An 18,928-nucleotide genomic window follows, 5' to 3' on the forward strand; every position below is an offset into this window, starting at 1 on the left:
TAATCTTTTTTTAATCGCCAAGTTTTATCAGCTAATGAGCTTTTTATATTCAAAAGCTTTTTGACCTCTATAACTTAACTTGTTTAAAAGCTTTTTGGCTTTTATGACTTGTTTGAGTTGTTTCAAATTAAAGAACTTTTTAAAGCTTGTCTTTAAAAACGAAATGTAATTATAGACATGCAATGCTTAAAGTTTGCTTAAAGTTTTTAGAATTTGAAAGAAATGGATAAAAGCGGTTTGGAAATGATTGGAAGGGGGGTAGGAATAAAAAGCTTAAAATAAGATAAGCCTTAAATCAATAAAGCTTTGAATAAATAAATCCTTAACATTTAACATAAATAAAGCCTTAAATTTTAAATAAAGTCTTAAATTAAATAAAGATAAAACATTTCATAAGGTAAAACGAATAAAGCACATCGCAAGATAAAACGCATCATTAAAATAAAAAGATAAAAAGATAAAACATTACATAAGATAAAAAAATAAAAAGATAAAAAGATAAAACATTACATAAGATAAAAAGATAAAAAGATAAAAAGATAAAAAGATAATTAAATACCGCTAGATAGAATACTGCATGTCATCTTTAAAAAAGGGGTAGAAATGGCATCCAACCATCCAACCATCCAACCATCCAACCATCCAACCATCCAACCATCCAACCATCCAACCATCCAACCATCCAACCATCCAACCATCCAACCATCCAACCATCCAACCATCCAACCATCCAACCATCCAATCAAGCAATCAAGCAATCAAGCAATCAAGCAATCAAGCAATCAAGCAATCAAGCAATCAAGCAACGCTACCCTATTGTTATAACTTTTACCAAAACCTATTTAAAAATCCCCTACTCTTTATCATTCCCCCTTTCATTAACCCGCACAACATTTTTAAAAAATTTGATTCGATAAGCCCCATTTTTCAATCAGTGGGGCTTACAGAGTTAAATTTAAAGGAGAGATGATGGCTCAGTTAGAAAATTTGAAAGCGCATGAAAAATACAATTTGTTGTTGTGCATGGTTTCAGGTGCATACAAGGGAACCATTCCAGGAAATGAGGATTTTAAAGAGTGGTGCGATGAATGCACTTTGGGCTATTTTCGCTCACGACGAAACAAAGCGGCTCAGCACAAGCATTTTGAACTCATGCGTAAAGCGGATTATATCATTGGCATTGTGAATGAGGATTCAACGACTAGAGGGGCTGAAGTCCAACGGAGCGTTTTTGCCCTAAAGATTGACCATGACACTATCGGGATTGATGAAGAGGGAGCGCTAAAGGTTGAGGGCGTTTGCGCTCAAAAAGGGAGCCAGGAATACGAAGAATTGGTCAATAAAAACACTTGGCATTTCACGCACAGCACCCGACTTGGGCAACCAAAACTGATCGAGCGAAAAAATTAAGGGTTATGGATTTTTACCCATAAACCCATCATTTAAGAAAGGATTTTAATGGAATTGTTGGATTTAGACGGAGTGATTGAAAAAGGCGTATTTGAAATCCCCAGCTATCAAAGGGGGTATGCATGGCAAGAAAGGCAATTAAAGGATTTTTGGAACGATTTAGAGCATGTGTCCAAACTAGGAAACCAATTCCATTACATGCACAGCTTAACCTTAAGAGAGCTTGAAAATGATTTTGAAAATAGCGCTTTTGAAATCATAGACGGCCAGCAACGATTGGCTACAAGCCTGATCTTACTGGGCCTTTTAGCAAAAACCACCCAAAACAAAGACCCAAAGTATTCTTTAATCAACCTTGAACCCATTTTATCCTATAAGTATTATGGTTTGCGTGAAGCTTTTAGGGCGATCACTGAAGAGGAAAAAGATTTAAAAGCGTTCAAAACTTCTTTTTACGCTAAAAATCTTATTGAGGCTTATGCATTTTTTAAAGAAAAAATCAGCGATACGCCTATTGAAGCGCTTGAAAAAATGTTTGATGCCCTTATAAAGAAAATGCTTTTTAGCGTGGTGGGATTGAACGATAACAGGATCGATCCTTTCAGCTCTTTTGAAACGATTAACAATCGTGGTAAGGATCTATCCACTCTGGAATTGCTAAAAAACCGCTTGCATTTTGTGGCGCACAAGATTTGCGAGGGCAAAAAATTAGAAAAACTCCAACAAGAAATCAACGATACTTACACGCTCATTTATCACGATTTGAGGCAGTTTGAAGACGCTCATTTAGAGGGTTTTTTAAAGCATTTCGTGGCGTATTATTATGGCGAGAAAGGGGATTTTAAAAAGAGGTTATTGGAGATGGAGTTTAACGCTCATAAAAGATATACCGACAACACCAACTTTAATGAGAAATATGAAAAAATAGATGATTTGTTATTTTATCTTTCTTATTCGTCTAAAGTTTGGAATTTCTTGCACACGCTTGATGAAAAATCTATCACCCTTATTGTTGATGACAATAAAAAACTTGAGATTGAAATCACGCCTAAAATGCGCGATTTGCTAGAAAAGATGCGGCGCTTAAACGCTTTGAGCGATAGCGCTTTTTTGCCCTTATTGCTCTCTCTTTTAACCATACAGCGTGCTGGAAAAAGCGCTAATGAACAACCTTATACCACCAAAGAATTAGAGGGCTTATTAGAACATTTAGAGCGTTTCGGGTTTTTAATCTATAGGGTTGCTAGCAAGAACACGGCTAAAAACGAATGGATTGAATTAGCTTTTATGGCGTTCAAAGCGTATAGATATGGGGAAGAAAATATCGTCATTGAAAATCTTCCAACGCTAGAAAAGAATTTTTTCAACAGAAAGTATAGTGCTTTGGAATTGCTTGAAGAGTATATCCACTCTAAAAAGAATGCTGAGAAATGGTATAAATGGGGCAAGGCGCTGAATTACTTGCTTTATGAATACGAGTTGCACCATAACCCTGAAACGACTCTGAATTTTGATGGCAATACAGAAAGCATTGAGCATATCTTGCCCCAAAATCCCGATCAAGGCTATAGCGCTAAAGAAAAAAATTGGGCCAAAAACCCTAACATCGTGCATGCTCTAGGGAACTTGCTTTTAATCCCTAAAAACGCTAACAGCTCTTTAAGCAACAAACCTTTTGATGAAAAAAGAAAAGAATACATAAAAGGCTCTTATAGTGAAAAAGAAGTGGCCAAAAACGCTTCTTTTGGGGTCGATCAAATCAAAGAAAGGAGTGAAAAATTATTAAACTTTTTAATCGTGCATTATCGTATCGCTGCATTAGTGGGTGAAAGCGCCATTAAAGCTTTTAAAAACGCTCTTTTAAAAGACATTAAATGATGCGATCGCTCAAAAATAAAGGGTCTGTTTTTAGCGCTTCAAACCCCAACAAGGAGGAACAAGCCATGCTGAAAAGATAAAAAACATTGGATGGGTGATTATAGCGGATTTTTAAAATTTTTATCAAAGGAGTATTTTATGGGTTTTCAAAACGAAAATCAGTTAAAAGTAGGCGCGTTGGTCAAAGCCACAATCAACGACAAAGTGGTGGAGGCTAAAGCCATTAGTATTGGGTTTAATCGCGTAACCTTAAGGAGCCAAAAAGGCAACGAAGTTTCTTACGCTTTCAATAGCGAAAAATTCTTAAAATGGTTTAAGCACACTCCTTTGAGTGAAGTTGCGAAAAATCACGCCGAAAGCGGTAAGAAAGACATTTTAGAGGGTCTTAAAATCGTAACGAGTGGCGCTAGTGTTAAGGAAAGGACTTCTACTCCTAAAGAGAAAGAAAGCAAATATAAGTTGGACTTTGATTCCCTGATGTAGCAGAGGGTGGTTTTCTCACTATGGCAGACCTTTATGCTAACGAAAAAAGAAATATGCGACTTGGTGTGTTATTCGCTCCGATGAGTTATGGTGGGGCGTGGTTTTCAAGCGAGTTTAATCATTATCCATGCGCTCTCTTTTATGGCGGATTTAAAACACCATAGCGATGCGGAGTGGAATGCTATGATTGAAAACAGGGGAGAGGAAGAGGGTTTCTTTGACACCTTTGATGACATGCAAATGGGGGATGTTTGTTTATTCTGTAAGGCGATTGAAACTTACGCAAAAAATTTGGTAAGACCTGATGGTAAGAGATCTGGTGTAACTTTGGAAGAGTGGGCGAAACTTTTACCTAAAAATAAAGCGGATGCAAAATTCGTGGCGCAACTCTTATGCGATGGCGGTATCAATAAATACGGCTTAAGTTGTGCGGGTCTTACCGAAAATCTGTTAAAAGATATTTACAATAATTTTGGTTTGGCAAGCGTGGGCGAGGTTGATGAGTATCTTGCTAATTTAGAAAAAGAGGAGGGGGTTGAAAATTAAACCCCTTTGGGGAGGGGGCTCTCTTTTTCTCTCTTTTATTCTCTCTTATTTTTCTTTTATGGATTGATAGCGATTAAAGCCGTTTGAATCCATTTATAGCACTCTTTAAGAAATCGTGCGCAAATACCCGTTTTCGCTCAGCATGACATACAAGCGCCCCATGATTTCTTTCTTTTCTTCCATGTCTAGTTGGTTGTTGTCTTCAATTTTTTGTTTTAAAAGGCGCTCGATCTCTTTAGTGTCATAGTCTAAATCATCTAGCACATCTAAAATCGTTTGGGCTTCGCAAATATCTTCCACTTCATAATCGCCTTTTTCATCAAAAACCACGCTAAATTCCGTAGGGTGCGTGAATAAATTGTGTTTCATGCCTAAAACTTCTTGATACGCTCCCACTAAAAAGAACGCTAAAAAGTATTCTTCTTCATCCACATCTATATCGTGCAAAAACAAGGGCTTTGTGGAATCAAAAGCGATTTCTCCATCGCTATCGCAAGTAATATCCCACAAGCTCGCGCTCCTAGTGGGCTTTTCATCTAATTTATTCAAGGGCATGACCGGGAAATTCTGTCTTAAGCCCCAATAATCCGGCAAGCTTTGGAAAAACGAGCAATTCAATAAGTAGCGCTCTTGGACCTGCTCTTGAATGCGTAAAATATCGTTATGATCCTTAACATAAAGCAATTGCACCGCTTTTTTGACGATCAAATGGGCTAAAACTTCAGTATTGCTCCTGTCAATCAAATCAATATAACCCAAGTCAAAAAGCGTGAATAGCGACTCGGTGTGATCAAAACTATCATGCAAGTATTCAATGGCGTTTTTTTCATTGATATTAGCGAGCAAGTCTAGCATTTCATCAATCAATGGGGGGTTATTACTTTCTTTGATTTTTAGGGATTTTTCATTGTATTCATGCGAAAACAATTCTAACACTGGGGCCACTAAAACGGCATGGTTAGCGGAAATATAACGGCCTGATTCAATGAAAATATCCGGCTCTATTTCCTGCTTATTTTTCACAATTTCCCTCAATAAAAACACCACATCAGCGCTGAATTCCTCTAAAGTGTAGTTTTTGTCTTGGTGGTGCTTGTGTTGGGTGTATTCTACGGCTAACCCCCCTCCAATATTCACGCTGTTAAGATTTTTAGCGCCCATTTTACGCAATTCTGCATACAGGTTTCCCGCTTCTCTTAAAGCCTTTTTTAAGGGCGAAATATCGCTGATTTGAGAGCCTATATGGAAATGTATCATGTGGAAATGCTCTAACAAGTCGTTTTCTTCTAAAAGGCGCATCGCTTCTAAAACTTCAGTGCTGCTAAGGCCAAATTTAGAATTGATCCCCCCACTCTTTGCCCAAACGCCAGTTCCAGTGCTGTGCAAACGGATGCGGATACCAATTTTAGGGCAGGCTAAAAACTCGTTTTGTTTAGCCACGGCGATAATGGTTTTTAACTCGTTCAAACCCTCAATCGTTAAAGTGATTTCATGCTGCATGCTTTTAGCGATAAAGCCAAGCTCAATCATTTCTTTGTCTTTAAAGCCATTCACGGTGATAGGGGCTGTGGGGTTGGTGTAACTCATTGCGATGATGAGTTCAGACTTGCTCCCGGCTTCTAATCCGTAATTCAAACCTTTAGCCCCCTGCACTAAAGGTAAAACAAATGAGGGCATTTGATTGACTTTTAAAGGGAAAACCGCCTTAAAAGCCCCGCTGTATTGATACTCTTTAATCGCTGAAGAAAACGCATCAAACAGGCTTTTGATTTGTTTTTGCACCAAATGGGGGAATCGCACCAACAAAGGCCCTCTATAGCCCTTATCGCGCACGCTTTGAACGATTTCTAAAAGCGAGGGGTTTTTGCCATGGCAAACTTTAACCAAGCCTTTTTCTATCTTAAATTCGTTATTGCTCCAAAAATTAATCCCATAATCATGGACTTCTTGCATTTTTTATCCTTTTGTTACGATAAGGTTTTAAAGAGATGGGGGTTATTTTTAAAATCTTTGATCGCTTCTTCATAAACTTTTTCAATTTGAATGACTGAATTTTCTAAAGTGTAGTTTAAAGCGCTTTTAGCGTATTTATTTTGCATCCTTTCTCTTTCAAGCTTGTTTTCTAACCACCAGTCTATTTTAGCGCTCAAATCTTTAGCGTTATTAGGCTCAAATAGCGATCGTTCATCTAGCGCAAATTGCCTGGTCGCGCTTAAAGGGCTATTGGCGATAATAGGCACAATCCCCACGCTAATAGCCTCTAAACACGCAATCGCTTCGCTTTCCACATTGGCTGTGTGCGCATAAAGGGTGCAGGTTTTTAAAATCTCTAACAATTCATTGGAATTGACAAACCCAAACTCCGTTTTTACGCCTAGTTTTTGGGCTAAAAGTTTGATTTTTTTCTCATCAGGCCCTTTGCCTTTGAGCAATAATACAATATCTTGTTTGTATTTGCTTAAAGCAACCGCTTTGATTAAAACGCTTTGATTTTTTTCATTAGAATAGCGCCCTACCATAGCGATTTTAAAGGGTGTGGTGTCAAAAAGGCTTTTTTGCGGGTGTTCAAATCTAAACATGGGATCAAAGCCGTTAGAAATAGCGTATTTTTTCCCTCCATAGTTGTATTTTTCTAATTCTTCTACAATGAATTTTGACGGGCAATGGATATGGTGGATATAGCGGTAATGCGAAGATTTAAACCACGAAAAAAGCGTCATGTTAAACCAAGAAAACCACCCCAATTTCATGTTATAAGAAATATGTTCTGGCTGTAAATGGAAAGAGCCAACATAAGGCACTTGCATTTCTCGCGCGATTTTTACGGCTGTTTTTTCTAGCAAAAAAGGCAAATAAGTATGGATCATATCCGCTCCCTTAAAAGCCTTTCTTAAGATTTTTTCATCCGGTTTAGCAAAAAGAATGTGTTGTTTGTGTGAAATTTCTGTAACTAGGGGGATATAGCGCTCTTTAAGGTTGTAATACCCCTCTTCTTCACTCCCTAAATTATCCACATAAGGGGCAACCACCCTCATAACATGCCCTCTTTTTTTCAGCGTTTCAAAAAAACGAAACGCCGTCATAGAAGTACCATTACTAGTATCTTTAAAGCTATCCACGACTAAAACAATAACCATTTAACTACTCTTCTTTAAAATTGAATTTGAAAGGCTTTTTATCAAACACCACGATTTCTATCAGTCCCTCTAAAACCTGAATGTCTAACACAAACGCCTCTATTTTTATTTCAGCTTTTTTCACGCCATCTTGAACCACTTGCGCTTTAATGAGCGCTTCTTGATTCAATTCTAGGGGGGCATAAAAATTAATGTTATTAGAAACCACCACGCTGTGTCTTTTATTCAACGCGCACAAGGCCGCATAATTGCACGCAATAAGCACAAACCCGGCATGCACAAAATTTTCTTCATACACCATGCTTTCATTGCCCTTGAAACGCGCATGGGCTATATCTTTTTCTAAAACGACCAATTCAGTGCCAACGCTTGGTTTGAAATTCTTACAAGTTTCTAAAGAGTCATAATCCACACGAACGACTGATTCTTGCACTATTTTATCCTTATATTTAAAGCTTGCTTGGTTTAAGCATTTTAAAATACCCCCTTAAAGGAGCGTCATACCCCTCTAAAGTTTTAGAGGGATCTGTTTTATCCAAAAAATCTTCCAAACTCTGCCCCAAAATAAAATCCGTTTTACGCTGCTCTTTAGGCGTGGTCTTTAAAACGCTAAGAATTTCAAAATTTTCAAACCCTACCCTTTCGCACCACCCCTTTAGCGCGCTAACACTGGGGATAAAATAAACATTTTTCATTTTAGCATAAGTTTTTTTAGGGCAAAGGGCGATGTCTAGGGGCGAATCAATGATTAAAGTGTCCAACACCAACTCCCCATTTATCTTTAAAGCATGATACAAGGCTTTTAAAGCCTCTAGCGGGCTTTTTCTATGGTATAGCACCCCTAAGCAAAAAATGACATCAAAAGCGTTAGGGTATTTTTCATGCAAATCCTCTACCCCTAAAGACTCGTAAATGATTTTTTTTTCTTTATCAAAAAAAGGGGCTAAAAATTCAAATTGTTTTTTGACTAAAACGCCCGGATCAAACCCCACCAAACTTTTAGGCCCATGTTCTAGCATTTTAAACAAGTAATAGCCGTTATTGCACCCCACATCAGCCACAACCTTATCTTTTAAAGGAGTGGCGTTTTTGACTAGATCCCATTTAATAGAGCTATCCCATTCGCTGTCAATCTTGATTTGAGAAATTTCAAAAGGGCCTTTACGCCATGGCCTTAACGCCATGATTTCTTCTAAAAGGGTTTTTGGATTGGATTTATCGTTACAAATGAGCATGACTTACCATAGCGTGGGGGTTTTTTTAAAAAAGGGGGGGTTTAAAAGGGATTCTAAATGATGGGAGCTAATCCCATAAATAAAAGCGAAATTAAACGCTAAATTTTTTAATTGCTCTTTTAAGTTGTTTTGGGTGGTGTAAAAATAAGGGTTGGTTTTTTTAAAGAAAGCCGCGCTGTTTTTACGGCAAAACACGACAATTTTCCCCCACGATAGAGTCTCAAGGGCTTTTTGAAGCATCATTTCAAACAATTCTTTTGAAGTCTCAGCGACAATCACCCTCGCCGTTGCACCATAAGGGGATATTTCTAAATTCTTATTCACAAAAAAGGGTTTGCAATGATCTAAAGGGTATTCTTTTTTGCCCAAAAGATTCAAATCAAACTCAATTTGTAATTTCTCGCACAATTGAATGACCCTTTTTAAAGACTCTAAAAAGATGCATGGCATTTTTAATTCGTATTCTTGTTTTTCATAGACTAAAGCGCTGCAAAAAAACGATTGGTTGAGAACGATTAAACGGCTTTCTTTCAAATCTTCTTTCAAACGCTCTTGCTTATAAAACAAATGAAACCACTCCAATTTATCAAAAAAGGCTATTTTACACCCCTCTATAATGAATAAATCTTCAAGGCTCTCTTTCAAGCACCACACAAAATCGCTCACCATGATCTTAGAAGCGATCTCTAATTCTATAGGGCTTAACAGCGCTCCAACCACGCGCTCATTCAACAAGCAAAATTTAAACAAATGATTCAAAGAATGCTCTATATCTTTAAGCTTGATCCATGCCACATCCCTATCGCTTAAAGGGTATTCTCCTGCGTATAAAATCCCATAAGCCCCTAACTCTAAAGCTTTAGGAATGAGAGTGTGATCTTTAGCGACAAATAAAGAGCCTTTTTGGACTTTGTTTAAAGACAAAACAATAGAATTAAAATAGCTGATTGAGGGCGTGTTTTGCAATTCGCCCAAACTCAATTCTACGGCTTCATTCACCCCTAATCGCATTTAGCTAATCAAACTTCCTGCAATTTTTTCTCTGGTAGGGCTGATTAAGGCCAGATTATCGCTATCTCGCACCGCCAAAATCATGCCCTCACTCATTTCACCCATAAGCTTTGCGGGTTTTAAATTAGCCACCACGCACACCATTTGGTCCACCAAGCTTTCAGGCTCATAATCCAAAGCGATCCCTGAGATAATCTGCCTCAAACAACCTTCGCCTAAATCCACTTTCAAGCGCAGTAATTTATTGGATTTTTCAATCCTTTGAGCTTCTTTGATAAGCCCCACTTTAATCTCTACTTTTTTAAAATCCTCAATGCTGATATAATTTTCTTGTTTTAGTGGGGCTTTTTCTTTTTTTTCTTTTTTTTCTTTTTCTGGTGGGACTTCTCTCGCTTTTTCAGCCTTTTCAATTTTCTCAATTTTGGAAAATAAAGGCTCGGTGTCTTGTAAAATCATATCTTGTAATTTTTTAGCTTTAAAAAAGCGTTCGTAATTATGGGGCGTAATCTCTGCATGAAAAGCGCTCGCTAATTTAGCCGCGCTCTTTGGCATGAACGCATAGAGCAAAAAGCTTGATTGCAAAAGCGCGTTTGCGATCAAGCTCAATAAGGCTTCTAGTTTTTCTGATTCGTTGTTTTTGTGCAAAACCCATGGCTCTTCTTTAGCGATGAGTTTGTTTAAAAAATCATAAACATTAAACAATTCCTCTAAAGCTTTATGCAATTGCATTTTAGGCACAAAAGAATTAGCGTTATCTAAAATTTGATGCACTTTTTCTAGCTCTTTAGAATAATAAGCGGTGATTTTTGCGCTTTTTAGAGAATGATTGAAATATTTTTTAGCCATGCCTAGCAAGCGATTCAACAAATTCCCCAAATCGTTATTCAAATTCGCATTGATCCTTTCTATTAACGCTTTTTTAGAAAAATCCCCATCTTGCCCAAAAGGCACCTCACGCAATAAAAAATAACGCAATTCCTCAATCCCATACTCCATAGCGATTTTTTGAGCGTCTAAAACATTACCCAAGCTCTTACTCATTTTCACGCCCTCTATCGTCCACCACCCATGCACGCAAAGCTGCTTGAATAAAGGCAAATTCAAACTCATCAAAAAAGCTGGCCAATAAATGGCATGGAAGCGTAAAATATCCTTACCCACAATATGCCTAGCGCATGCAAAATGCGCCATTTTATTGTCTAAACCATTCAAATACCCTAACGCGCTCGCATAATTCAATAAAGCGTCCAGCCAAACATACACCACATGCTTAGGATCGTTCATTTTTTTAGGCAAAGGAATGCCCCATTCAAAGCTCGTGCGCGTGATAGACAGATCCAATAAACCCTGCTCAATGAAAGAAGTTACCTCATTTTTACGATAAACGGGCAAAATCGCTTCGGGGTTTTTAGCGTAAAAATCCAATAAAGGCTTCTCATACGCGCTCAATCTGAAAAAATAACTCTCTTCTTCTAAAAGCGTGGTTTCTCTCAAGCAATCAGGGCATAAGACTTTATCGTTCGTGTTGTCCGCTTTAGAGATCGCGCAATAACTCTCACAGCTCACGCAATAATACCCGCTATAAACGCCTTTATAAATATCCCCTTTTTCAAACATGATTTCAAAGGCGTTTTGCACGCATTTTTGATGCTCGCTGTCTGTGGTGCGGATAAAACCATCATAATCTAAATTGAAAAAATCCCACTGGTCTTTAAAAATCGCGCTAATGCTATCGGCGTAAGCTTTAGGGCTTTGATTCCTCAATCTCGCGCTTTGTTCGATCTTTTGCCCATGCTCATCGGTGCCGGTTAAAAAAAAGACTTCTTCGCCTTGAAGCGTGTAATACTTCTTTAGAGTATCCGCAATCAAAGTCGTATAAGCATGGCCAATATGGGGGACATCATTCACATAATAAATGGGGGTTGTGATCAGTGATTTTTGCATCTTTATAATCGTGTTACCTTAAAATTGTTTGAAATCTCTTAATTTTAACATGCTTTTAAAAATTTAGAGAATAGAGGTTGAATTTATGCGTATTCATGGGGCGTTTTTAGCTTAAAATTCATTATAATTAACGCTCAAAAAATTGAAAAATGAGTTAAGGAATAGACAGATGATTTCAAAATTTTTGCTCAAAAGCATGTTCAAGCAGTGGAAAAACGGCGATTATCAGGTCGTTTTTTGGGATGATAGCGTTTATAGGAATGGCGAACATTCGCCTAAATTCACCCTTAAGATCCACCGCCCCCTAAAATTTAGCGATATTAAAAAAGACATGTCTTTGACGATTGCTGAGGCTTATATGGACGGCGTGATTGATATTGAAGGCTCTATGGATGAGGTGATGCATTCTTTGTATTTGCAAACCAATTATGAGCATTTGCACAAACATGACAACGCTAAAGCTATCCAAAAACCAATCAGAGAAAGCTCCAACATTTCTAAACATTACGATCTAGGGAATGACTTTTATTCTATCTGGCTGGATGAAACCTTAAGCTATTCATGCGCTTATTTCAAAAAAGACGATGACACTCTCCACACCGCCCAACTCCAAAAATTAGATCACACTTTAAAAAAGCTCCATTTAAAGCCGGGCGAAAAACTGCTGGATATAGGCTGTGGCTGGGGCTATCTTTCTATAAAAGCCACGCAAGAATATGGGGCGCAAGTGATGGGGATCACCATTTCTAGCGAGCAATACAAACAGGCTAACAAACGAGTCCAAGAGCTAGGGTTAGAGGATAAAGTAACGATCAAGTTATTGAATTACCAGGATTTAGACGGGCGTTTGTATCGCTTTGATAAGGTGGTGAGCGTGGGCATGTTTGAGCATGTGGGTAAGGATAATTTGCCCTTTTATTTCAAAAAAGTTAAAGAAGTGTTAAAGAGAGGCGGGATGTTTTTGCTCCACTCCATTTTATGCTGTTTTGAAGGCAAGACTAACGCATGGGTGGATAAATACATCTTTCCGGGCGGCTACTTGCCCTCTTTAAGAGAAGTGATGAGCGTGATGAGCGAATGCGACTTCCACTTGCTCATGGCGGAAAGCTTACGCATCCATTACGCTAAGACTTTAGACATTTGGCGAGACAACTTCAACCACAATCTAGACCAAGTCAAAAGACTCGGCTATGACGAACGCTTTATCCGCATGTGGGATCTGTATTTAAGGACTTGCGCGTCCGCCTTTAGGGTGGGGAGCGCGGATTTATTCCAATTGCTTTTAACCAACAGCGTGGATAACACTTTCCCCTTAACCAAAGAATACATCTACCAATAATTTTAGATTTTAGCCCTTTCTTTTAGGCTAACTTCTGGCAAACTCTCCACATACAAGCTCTGTGATGGGAAAGCAAAACTCAAATGGTGCTTTTCTACAATCCCCATGATTTTTAACATCACATCTTCTTTGACTTCTAGCCACTCTTCCCAAACCACTGTTTTAGAAAAGCAATACACTAAAATATTGATAGAGCTGTCCGCAAACTGATCTAAAAAGACAAACAAATTGTTTTTATACCCTAAAAAATCATCAATAGAAACAATATCTTTTTTAAACATGTAGCGGTAATCGCTCGTATTTTGCAAAGCGCTATCGGCTCCATTAGCGATTTTAGGGTGGTTTTCTAACATTTCTCTAATGTCTTTGACGCAAAGCTGTAAAGCGCTTTGACTGGAGCTATAAGTTAAGCCTATTTCCATTTTAATACGCCTTCCCACTTTACGGCGGTTCCAATTCCTGATGGGTTTTCCGGCTAATTCTGAATTAGGCACGGACAAAAGAGCGTTATCAAAGGCTCTGATCGTGGTGCGTCTTAACCCCATTTCCACCACCGTGCCCTCCACTTCACCGCACACGATCCAATCCCCTTGAGAAAACGAATTGTCTAATAATAAAATGACAGAAGCAAAAAAATTCGCCAACACATCTTTAACCGCCAAAGCCACCGCTAACCCCCCAATCCCTAAAGAAGCGACGATGGCTGAAACATTAAACCCTAGTTGTTTCAAAACCCCTAAAAGCGCGACAATAAAAATCAAAAAATACACGACTTTTAAAATCAAGTTGATCACTTCTTTTCTAAAATTGTGCGTGCTTTTGGTAGCCATATTCGTAACTAACGCTTCCCCATAGCCTTTAAAAAGCGCTATCACTAACCATGCTAAAAGCATGATATACACCGCACCCACCCACATAGAAACTTTAGGGGGCGATGCGTTAGGGTAGTAGAAAATATCTAAAGCCACATCGCAACTAAACAGGGCTAAAAAGACAGAAACCGGCGAAACAATGCTTTTTTGCACATTGACATGCATTTTTTTATTGCGTTGCATGATTTCAAAAATCCAATCCAGCAATAAAGCTAAAAGCCAAGTGATCAACTTCCTTAAACCTAGCAATAGAGCTAAAATCATCAAAGCAAGCGCAATCTTACTCACTTGCAAGCTATGGGCTGTGAAAGGCAAGACCTTGCTGATTTTGTTTAACACAAAATCCATATTCACTTCCATGATCAAGTTTTTAGGAAGCACTTCTTTAGGGTGGTTTTTGATGTAACGCAAGACTTCGGTATAAGTGTTCAAACGCAATTCATAATCGCTAAACATACGCTCTAATTCATGCATTTTGACATTGTCTAAATTTTTAGGGAAAGTGTAGAGTTTGAATTGCCCTAAACGCAAAAGGAAAGCATCGGTGATGCTTTCTACATCTTTTTGTTCGCTAAAAATATCAATACTGCCCCTGATTTTATCTATAAAACGATACAAAATTTCATCTATCAACAAAATATCTAAAGACAATCTGTCTTTCATGAAAGTGTAGAAATCATCGCCCTTAATGCTTCTAGACAAACGCTTTTTGATTTTCTCTTGCTCTTTTAAATTTTGATTGATGTCAATGCCAATTTTATCCCTTTCATTCAACACTTTAGAAGTCAAACTTTTAATCAAGTCATTCTTTTGGGTGTTATACAGAGAGACTTCAGCACTTCTTTCAGGGTTTTTCTTGTAAGTTTCAATGACTTGATTGAGTTGGTTGATTTGATTGAAAATCAAAAACAAATCAATCGCATCTGTTTCATGCTCTTCAACCGCCCTCAAAGGATTTAAAAACAATAATAATACCAACACCCAATACAATAGCCAACGCATGCAAAACCCCACTAAAACAAGATAATCTTTCTCGTAATTTCTAGCGATTATACCAAAAATTAGAAACGCTTCACCCCATAAAGTTGCCTATGCAATTTGAAAGCGCTTTTTATTTATCCCTAAAAAGCGGGCTTTATCCCAATTGTGAGTCTCTTTTCAGATCGCTATATTGCTTGATGGCTTTGAGTATTTTTTAATTTTATGATTGAAGTTCAATTAAAAACAGAGCCTTAATTTTTAACAAATCTTGCTTTATTTAATATTTTTAATATTTTATTAATGTTTTCATGTAAGATCTGTGTTTTAGAGATTTCTACCTCTTGTCATTGGACTATTTTGATGATCAATCTTTAGAAGAAAAAACCATAAAGATGTAGTATCCTATGCCTATAAGAAAAACAAGAATTAAGAAAATGAGTAATCCCCACTCTAAAGAATCCATAACTCCTCTTTAAAGAATGTCAAAAGTGGTGCGCTTGGCAGGACTCGAACCTGCGACCTACGGCTTAGAAGGCTGTTGCTCTATCCAGCTGAGCTACAAGCGCATGATGCTGGCGTTAGGTGGTGCGCCCGAAGGGAGTCGAACCCCTAACCCCCAGATCCGAAGTCTGGTGCTCTATCCAATTGAGCTACGAACGCTTACAATTCAAATAAAGAAACGACTAATATAAACTTGGTAAAACGCTTATTTAATGAGATGGGGTGGAAGATGGGAATTGAACCCACGACCCTCAGGACCACAATCTGATGCTCTAACCGACTGAGCTACTCCCACCATTCAATGAAAGGAAGCGACATTCTACCAAAGAATTTTAAACAGAACAATAAATTATGCAAAAAAGTGGTCGGGGCGAAAGGATTCGAACCTTCGACCCCTTGGTCCCAAACCAAGTGCGCTAACCAGACTGCGCTACGCCCCGAAATTTTTCACATAAATTGTTATTATAACTGAATTTTTTGATTTTTGAGCGTAATTTTAAAAAATAACACTCAAAAAACTGCAACAGCAACAAAAACCACCCAAAATCAACCCCCCATTCTTTAAAAAACCATTTAAAGCGGCTCTAAAAACTACTTTCGTTTTTTCATTTCACTAGAAACTTTTTCATAACGTTCCATGTGTTTTTTGCTTAACTCTTTGGTGATACTCACCATCACTTTGTGATAGGCTTGATTCATGATTTTTTTAATGGCTTGGTCATGGTCGGTTTCTTTAATCTTATGCACAAAAGTTTTGGGGACAAAACCTCCAGAATTGGTGCGCCGCAATTCCACTCTTTCAATCACAGCCTTAATCTTTGAAACATCAATACCAAAACTATGGATAATATCTTCACTTTTTGGCTCAACAAAATTCAAGTTCAAATACCCTGAAGACATGTCTATAACTTTTTCTTCATTAAGCGCATCGCTCTCTTCTACAATATCTTCTAAGATAGCCACATTCCCATCCATGTGCAAAACGAGCAACGCTTTTTCTTTGATGTCTTGAGGGATTTCGCTAACATCTTTAAATTGCGAAACGCTGTAGCCTTTCCTCTCTAAAAAACTGCTCAATTGGAGGAATAAAGACTTCTCAAACTCTTTTTGATAATTTTCAGGGATAACTTTATTGGCCTCTATCTTAGGATCAATTAAGACAACTAAATGGTTATTTTTAGGCTCTTGTTTGCCTTTAATAGGATAGTGGAAATGCAACTCCACGGACTCGCCCGTATTATTGTGCTGTTGCTTTGCAGGCATTCCATCAGCTAGAGCCGTATAAAACGCCCCACTCACTAATAACGATCCTAAAACTACCGCTAAACTACCTTTTTTCATTAAATTCCTTTCTTTCTTTTTCTTTAAAATCAATTTCTAATCTTACCCAAAAAATCCCACTTTTTATCTCTATTTTTTGAGATAATCATTCCCATTCAATCGTTCCTGGTGGTTTAGAGGTAATATCATACACCACCCTATTGATACCGCTCACTTCATTAGTGATACGATTAGAAACCTTTTCTAAAAAAGAATGCTCCAAAAATGAAAAGCTCGCTGTCATGCCATCGCTCGCATTCACCGCTCTTAAACAAATAGCGTTTTCATAAGTGCGATTATCCCCCATAACCCCCACAGAATTGACATTCAACAGCACGCAAAAAGCCTGCCAAACCTTGTCATACAGATCCGCCTTTTTAAGCTCTTCTATAAAAATAAAATCCGCTTCTTGCAAGCATCTGATCTTACTCTCGCTGACTTCGCCTAAAATCCTTATCGCAAGTCCAGGCCCTGGAAAGGGGTGGCGCATTAAAAAATCCTGGCTCACACCCAATTCCTTACCCAACAAACGGACCTCATCTTTAAACAATTCCCTTAAAGGCTCTATGAGTTTAAAGTCCATCCATTCAGGCAATCCGCCCACATTATGGTGGGTTTTGATCACTTTTGAAGGCCCTTTAACGCTCACGGATTCAATCACATCAGGGTATAAAGTGCCTTGGGCTAAAAACTCAATTTTGCCTTTTAAATGGTGCTTCTTGGCTTCTTTTTCAAACACTTCAATAAAGGTTTCGCCGATGATTTTTCGCTTCCATTCAGGCTCGCTCACGCCCTTTAATTTAGACAAAAAGATTTCTTTAGCGTCTATCGTGTTTAAAGGGATTTGCAAGTCTTTAAACATCGCTTGCACTTTTTCTTTTTCATTTTTACGCAACAAGCCATGATCCACAAAAACAGCGATCAAATTATCCTTAATGGCTCTGTATAATAGCGTAGCGACCACCGTAGAATCCACGCCCCCACTCACCGCGCACAAAACCTTAGCGTTAGCAATTTTTTCTTTCAAGCGCGCCATTTCTCTTTGAGCGAAATGCTGCATCCCCCAAGTTTTTTCACAGCCGCAAACCAAAAGGGCAAAATTTTCTAAAATCTTACCCCCTTCTTCGCTTTGAATGACTTCTGGGTGGAATTGCAAACCAAAAATCTTAGCGCTTTCAATCGCGCAATGGGGGGAATTAGGGCTTTTTGCAAGGGTAGTGAAGCCTTTAGGCAATTCTATGACTTTATCCATATGGCTCATCCACACAAGGCTTTTAATTTTCACGCCTTCAAAAATCACAGAATCTTGAGTGATTTCTAAAACAGCCTTACCAAATTCTTGCTCGTTCGCGCAAGCCACTACCCCTCCAAAAAAATCCACCAAATACTGCATGCCGTAGCAAATCCCTAAAATCGGCAAATCCAAATCAAAGATTTTTTCACTAGGCTTGTAAGCGTCTTTAGCATACACGCTCGCTGGCCCCCCACTCAAAATCAAACCTTTAGGGGCTTTTTTTTGAATGTTTTCTATGCTTTCAAAAAAAGGGACTATTTCTGCATAAATCCCGCTCTCTCTCAATCTTCTAGCAATCAGCTGTGTGTATTGGCTCCCAAAATCTAATACTAAAATCATCGCTCATTCTTTATGTTTGTTTGTGTTTTATCATACTGGCTCTTATAATCCACTCTGTGGCTCTCAGCTAACTCAGGCACTTTTTGCACAAACCAGCACTCTAATCTTTCTAATTCGTGTCTGTAATTTCCACCTTTTGAGCAATATTGAGAATCAATCAGCGAAAACGCATAGAGCGTCTTACTTTCTTTAGACTGGAATAAAAACTCTTTATTGAATAGCGCTTTTTTAGGCATATCCCTCATCAAAGCCTCGGGCAATAAAAAAGCGTCAAAATCACAAAGCACTTTTTTACTCAATTTGTTGCTTTTGGTGATCACAAAAACGATCTCTTTTTTCATGTCTTGTTTAAAAGCCAATGAAAGCACATTCAAAAAGGGCGGGGTTAAACTTTTATCCACCCTAACCTTAAAGGCTTTAAAATCCCCTAATAAGACCCCCATAGACAAAACCAACCCCACGCAACATTTCAAACTCGTTTGAAAAATATTCATCTTTTATCATCCTTGACTTATCATCGGTTGCATCACTATAGGCTGCATGACGCAAAGTATTATAATATAAAAATTGAGAATTACGCTTTAGCTTGGCTAGCGCTCAAGTCTTTCTAAAACACTCTCATGTTAGTATTTTCACTC

14 protein-coding genes, 4 tRNA genes and 1 pseudogene are annotated in these 18,928 nt (G+C 38.1%); 5 read left to right on the forward strand and 14 right to left on the reverse strand.

Features of this window, described 5'->3' with window-relative positions; translation table 11 throughout:
• The first annotated feature begins 603 nt into the window (after positions 1–603).
• The 4 genes and pseudogenes from HPSH112_RS09000 (at position 604) to HPSH112_RS08350 (ending at position 4,317) form a co-directional block, all read left to right on the forward strand.
• The gene (locus HPSH112_RS09000) at positions 604–825 is read left to right on the forward strand and encodes a PT domain-containing protein (protein ID WP_154079362.1); all 222 of its coding nucleotides are present in this window, start codon (positions 604–606) and stop codon (positions 823–825) included.
• Between the two features lie 144 nt (positions 826–969).
• Positions 970–1,410, forward strand: a complete 441-nt coding sequence (locus HPSH112_RS05015; RefSeq protein ID WP_000057846.1) for a hypothetical protein — start codon at positions 970–972, stop codon at positions 1,408–1,410.
• Between the two features lie 48 nt (positions 1,411–1,458).
• Positions 1,459–3,288, forward strand: a complete 1,830-nt coding sequence (locus HPSH112_RS05020; protein ID WP_000421351.1) for a DUF262 domain-containing protein — start codon at positions 1,459–1,461, stop codon at positions 3,286–3,288.
• Positions 3,289–3,426: 138 nt separating this feature from the next.
• Positions 3,427–4,317, forward strand: a pseudogene (locus tag HPSH112_RS08350) (hypothetical protein).
• Between the two features lie 105 nt (positions 4,318–4,422).
• Here HPSH112_RS08350 and speA read toward each other — a convergent pair.
• From speA to metG, 6 genes are read right to left on the reverse strand one after another with little or no spacing between them, the layout of a single operon-like run.
• Complete coding sequence (gene speA, locus HPSH112_RS05030; RefSeq protein WP_001158612.1) at positions 4,423–6,270, reverse strand: arginine decarboxylase; 1,848 nt, start codon at positions 6,268–6,270, stop codon at positions 4,423–4,425.
• A gap of 14 nt (positions 6,271–6,284) precedes the next feature.
• Complete coding sequence (locus HPSH112_RS05035; protein ID WP_000237350.1) at positions 6,285–7,454, reverse strand: glycosyltransferase family 4 protein; 1,170 nt, start codon at positions 7,452–7,454, stop codon at positions 6,285–6,287.
• Positions 7,455–7,458: 4 nt separating this feature from the next.
• On the reverse strand, positions 7,459–7,887 hold the full coding sequence (locus HPSH112_RS05040) for a hotdog domain-containing protein (protein ID WP_001158318.1): 429 nt from the start codon (positions 7,885–7,887) through the stop codon (positions 7,459–7,461).
• Positions 7,888–7,903: 16 nt separating this feature from the next.
• Positions 7,904–8,689, reverse strand: coding sequence for a tRNA 5-methoxyuridine(34)/uridine 5-oxyacetic acid(34) synthase CmoB (gene cmoB, locus HPSH112_RS05045; protein ID WP_000903916.1), 786 nt, complete (start codon positions 8,687–8,689; stop codon positions 7,904–7,906).
• Between the two features lie 3 nt (positions 8,690–8,692).
• A complete protein-coding gene (locus tag HPSH112_RS05050; protein ID WP_001236515.1) occupies positions 8,693–9,700 on the reverse strand; it encodes a hypothetical protein in 1,008 nt (335 codons plus the stop codon).
• Positions 9,701–11,644, reverse strand: coding sequence for a methionine--tRNA ligase (metG, locus tag HPSH112_RS05055; RefSeq protein ID WP_001172596.1), 1,944 nt, complete (start codon positions 11,642–11,644; stop codon positions 9,701–9,703).
• A gap of 169 nt (positions 11,645–11,813) precedes the next feature.
• Between metG and cfaS the strand changes: the two genes are divergently transcribed.
• Positions 11,814–12,983 (forward strand): cyclopropane fatty acid synthase, encoded by a 1,170-nt coding sequence (gene cfaS / locus HPSH112_RS05060; RefSeq protein WP_000623760.1) that lies wholly within the window; start codon positions 11,814–11,816, stop codon positions 12,981–12,983.
• Between the two features lie 2 nt (positions 12,984–12,985).
• Here the strand turns inward: cfaS and HPSH112_RS05065 are convergent, their stop codons facing one another.
• From HPSH112_RS05065 to HPSH112_RS05105, 8 genes are all read right to left on the reverse strand, one after another.
• Positions 12,986–14,857, reverse strand: coding sequence for a mechanosensitive ion channel family protein (locus tag HPSH112_RS05065; RefSeq protein WP_001267434.1), 1,872 nt, complete (start codon positions 14,855–14,857; stop codon positions 12,986–12,988).
• Positions 14,858–15,325: 468 nt separating this feature from the next.
• Positions 15,326–15,402 (reverse strand) — tRNA-Arg (locus HPSH112_RS05075).
• A 17-nt stretch (positions 15,403–15,419) separates the two neighbouring features.
• Positions 15,420–15,496 (reverse strand) — tRNA-Arg (locus HPSH112_RS05080).
• 59 nt (positions 15,497–15,555) lie between these two features.
• Positions 15,556–15,632 (reverse strand) — tRNA-His (locus HPSH112_RS05085).
• A 67-nt stretch (positions 15,633–15,699) separates the two neighbouring features.
• Positions 15,700–15,777, reverse strand: a tRNA-Pro gene (locus tag HPSH112_RS05090).
• 151 nt (positions 15,778–15,928) lie between these two features.
• Complete coding sequence (hpaA2, locus tag HPSH112_RS05095; protein ID WP_000715806.1) at positions 15,929–16,678, reverse strand: HpaA2 protein; 750 nt, start codon at positions 16,676–16,678, stop codon at positions 15,929–15,931.
• A gap of 85 nt (positions 16,679–16,763) precedes the next feature.
• Entirely contained in the window at positions 16,764–18,290 is a 1,527-nt protein-coding gene (guaA, locus tag HPSH112_RS05100) for a glutamine-hydrolyzing GMP synthase (RefSeq protein ID WP_000604610.1), read from the reverse strand.
• The gene (locus HPSH112_RS05105) at positions 18,287–18,784 is read right to left on the reverse strand and encodes a hypothetical protein (protein WP_001020246.1); all 498 of its coding nucleotides are present in this window, start codon (positions 18,782–18,784) and stop codon (positions 18,287–18,289) included. Before HPSH112_RS05105 ends, guaA begins: the two co-directional genes overlap by 4 nt.
• Positions 18,785–18,928 lie beyond the last annotated feature (144 nt).

The organism is Helicobacter pylori Shi112 (assembly GCF_000277405.1).
GTDB classification, from domain to species: Bacteria; Campylobacterota; Campylobacteria; order Campylobacterales; family Helicobacteraceae; genus Helicobacter; species Helicobacter pylori_C.

Excerpts from the sequence above, each read along its gene's own strand:
- HPSH112_RS09000 (WP_154079362.1), top strand. The coding sequence starts at position 604 with ATGGCATCCAACCATCCAACCATCCAACCATCCAACCATCCAACCATC.
- HPSH112_RS05015 (WP_000057846.1), top strand. The coding sequence starts at position 970 with ATGGCTCAGTTAGAAAATTTGAAAGCGCATGAAAAATACAATTTGTTG.
- HPSH112_RS05020 (WP_000421351.1), top strand. The coding sequence starts at position 1,459 with ATGGAATTGTTGGATTTAGACGGAGTGATTGAAAAAGGCGTATTTGAA.
- speA (WP_001158612.1), bottom strand. The coding sequence starts at position 6,270 with ATGCAAGAAGTCCATGATTATGGGATTAATTTTTGGAGCAATAACGAA.
- HPSH112_RS05035 (WP_000237350.1), bottom strand. The coding sequence starts at position 7,454 with ATGGTTATTGTTTTAGTCGTGGATAGCTTTAAAGATACTAGTAATGGT.
- cmoB (WP_000903916.1), bottom strand. The coding sequence starts at position 8,689 with ATGCTCATTTGTAACGATAAATCCAATCCAAAAACCCTTTTAGAAGAA.
- HPSH112_RS05050 (WP_001236515.1), bottom strand. The coding sequence starts at position 9,700 with ATGCGATTAGGGGTGAATGAAGCCGTAGAATTGAGTTTGGGCGAATTG.
- metG (WP_001172596.1), bottom strand. The coding sequence starts at position 11,644 with ATGCAAAAATCACTGATCACAACCCCCATTTATTATGTGAATGATGTC.
- cfaS (WP_000623760.1), top strand. The coding sequence starts at position 11,814 with ATGATTTCAAAATTTTTGCTCAAAAGCATGTTCAAGCAGTGGAAAAAC.
- HPSH112_RS05065 (WP_001267434.1), bottom strand. The coding sequence starts at position 14,857 with ATGCGTTGGCTATTGTATTGGGTGTTGGTATTATTATTGTTTTTAAAT.
- hpaA2 (WP_000715806.1), bottom strand. The coding sequence starts at position 16,678 with ATGAAAAAAGGTAGTTTAGCGGTAGTTTTAGGATCGTTATTAGTGAGT.
- guaA (WP_000604610.1), bottom strand. The coding sequence starts at position 18,290 with ATGATTTTAGTATTAGATTTTGGGAGCCAATACACACAGCTGATTGCT.
- HPSH112_RS05105 (WP_001020246.1), bottom strand. The coding sequence starts at position 18,784 with ATGAATATTTTTCAAACGAGTTTGAAATGTTGCGTGGGGTTGGTTTTG.